The sequence below is a fragment of the Frankia sp. AiPs1 genome (assembly GCF_023716945.1).
GTDB lineage: Bacteria > Actinomycetota > Actinomycetes > Frankiales > Frankiaceae > Frankia.
Genome location: NZ_JAMQQF010000769.1, coordinates 1 through 2,216 on the forward strand (window position 1 = coordinate 1; position 2,216 = coordinate 2,216).

A 2,216-nucleotide genomic window follows, 5' to 3' on the forward strand; every position below is an offset into this window, starting at 1 on the left:
CCGCCAGCACGGCCGCCGCCGCGCCCCCGAGCCCCAGCCCGCCGAGCAGCACCGCCCGCCGGTGCGGGCGTCCGTCAGGGGCCGACTCGGAGCCGGCGGACAGACGTGTTCGAAGGGGGCGAGAGGGGCCTGCCGCGGCATCACCGGTCACAACGCCATGAGAGTAGCGCCTCCGGACCAGCAGAGAAGGGCCGGATCCGCACCCGGTCCGTCAGGTGCGGGCGGGCAGTCCGTCAGGTGTGGGCGGGCTCGGGGCGGCCGGGTTGGTCACCGCCGTGCGCCTCGCCGTAGGCCCGCGTCGGCACCAGCACCTTGCGCCGGTAGACGCAGACCAGCGTGCCGTCCTGGTTGATGCCTCGGGTCTCCACGGTGACGACGCCCCGGTCGTCGCGGCTGCGGGAGGGGACCTTGTCGAGCACGGTGGACTCGCCGTAGATCGTGTCGCCGTGGAACACCGGCGCGGTGTGCCGCAGCGACTCGACCTCGAGGTTGGCGATGGCCCGGCCGGAGACGTCGGGTACCGACAGGCCCAGCAGCAGCGAATAGACGTAGTTGCCCACCACCACGTTGCGTTTGAACTGGGTGCTCCGCTCGGCGTAGTGGGCGTCCAGGTGGAGCGGATGGTGGTTCATCGTCAGGAGGCAGAACAGGTGGTCGTCGTACTCGGTCACCGTCTTGCCCGGCCAGTGCCGGTACACGTCCCCGACCTCGAACTCCTCGAACCAGCGGCCGAACCGCATGACAGACCCCCTCCGGACGCGGCGTGGGCGGCGCACTGCCTGCCCCCAGTCGAATGCAGATAGTAGCCGTGTGGCCGTGTGGCCGTGTGGCCGTGTGGCCGTGTGGCCGTGTGGCCGTGTGGCCGTGTGGTGGGGCCGGGGCCGGCGGGCGGGGTCAGTCGAGGCTGACCTCGCGGCGGTGCGGGTCGCGCAGGTCGGTGCCCGCGGCCAGCCAGCGCTGGTGCAGGGCCTCCGGGCCGTGCACCCGCTTGTAGGCGGCCTCGTTCATGGTCATCGGCAGGACGGGCAGGAAGCGCACGGGCGCGGCGGCGGCGAACTCGGGGTCGTCCAGGGCGTCGGCGAGCGGCAGGTCGGGGATCAGGCCGCCGGGCTCGCCGACCAGCACCGCGGTGAACGGCGCGCCGTCCCACAGCGGTTCGCCGAGGTCCAGGCCGGAGCCGGGGGCGATGGGCCGCCCCTCGACGACGGGGACGGCCGCGAGCACGGCGAGGCGACGCAGCACGCTGTCGCGGCGGCCGCGCAGCGACAGCACGAGCTCGGCCCGCGGCCCGGCGGGATCGCGCACCGCGGACTGCGACGCCGTCATCGGCTCCCGGGACATGCCGAGGGTGAGGTACCGGACGACGCCGCCGCGGTCGGGGCCGAACCGCAGCACGTCCACCGGATCCGTGCCGAGGAACGTCACCGAGGCGCGGCCGGTGTCCCGGCCGAACAGCGCCGTGACGTGCCCCTCCACCGATCGACTCAGGGCGTTGTCGCTCACCAGACCCGTGCCGCAGTTCGCATGGGATCGATCGTAGGGTCGGCGGGGGCGCGCGTGCCGCCGGTCGGCGATCGGGAACCGTCGTACCCGGCGCGGGCGTTCAACCTGGTGCGCGCGACGATCTCGGAGAGGCTGCGGCTATGGGACAGGTGCTGACTAAGGGTGGCAATGCGTCGCTGCCCACCCCCGACGTCCGCGTCGAGATCGCTTCGTCGAACGCGCTGGACATCGCCGCGATCCTGGTGACGGCCGCCGGCAAGGTCCGCACCGACGACGACTTCGTGTTCTTCAACCAGCCGACCGGCCCGGGAGTGCGGCTGCTGCCGCCGTCGGCGCTGGAGTTCACCCTCGGCGCCGTCCCGCCGGACATCGACAAGGTCGTGGTCACCGGCAGCCTGGACGGCACCGGCCCGCTGACGTTCGCGGGTGTGCGCGGGTTGGGCATCACGGTGCGCGACGCCCGCGGCGGCACCGAGCTGGTCCGCTTCGACCCCGCCGGGCTCGGCACCGAGACGGCGCTGATCCTCGTCGAGCTGTACCGCCGGGCCGGCGCCTGGAAGGCCCGTGCGGTCGGACAGGGATACGCCTCCGGGCTCGCCGGCATCGCCACCGACTTCGGCATCGCCGTCGACGATCCCGGCGCCTCCGGCGGGTCGCCCGCCGCGTCCCAACCGCCGGCCGCCCGACACCAGCCGCAGCCCGCGGGCCAGCAG

Annotated in this window: 3 protein-coding genes; 1 reads left to right on the forward strand and 2 read right to left on the reverse strand. The window is 73.9% G+C overall.

Features of this window, described 5'->3' with window-relative positions; genetic code table 11:
* Window positions 1-233 precede the first annotated feature (233 nt).
* On the reverse strand, window positions 234-776 hold the full coding sequence (locus ND748_RS30455) for a MaoC family dehydratase (RefSeq protein ID WP_374216079.1): 543 nt from the start codon (window positions 774-776) through the stop codon (window positions 234-236).
* A gap of 118 nt (window positions 777-894) precedes the next feature.
* The gene (locus tag ND748_RS30460; protein WP_251749719.1) at window positions 895-1,503 is read right to left on the reverse strand and encodes a suppressor of fused domain protein; all 609 of its coding nucleotides are present in this window, start codon (window positions 1,501-1,503) and stop codon (window positions 895-897) included.
* Between the two features lie 140 nt (window positions 1,504-1,643).
* Here ND748_RS30460 and ND748_RS30465 point away from each other — a divergent pair.
* Window positions 1,644-2,216, forward strand: a 573-nt coding sequence (locus ND748_RS30465; protein WP_251749721.1) for a TerD family protein, incomplete at its 3' end; no start/stop codon positions are given.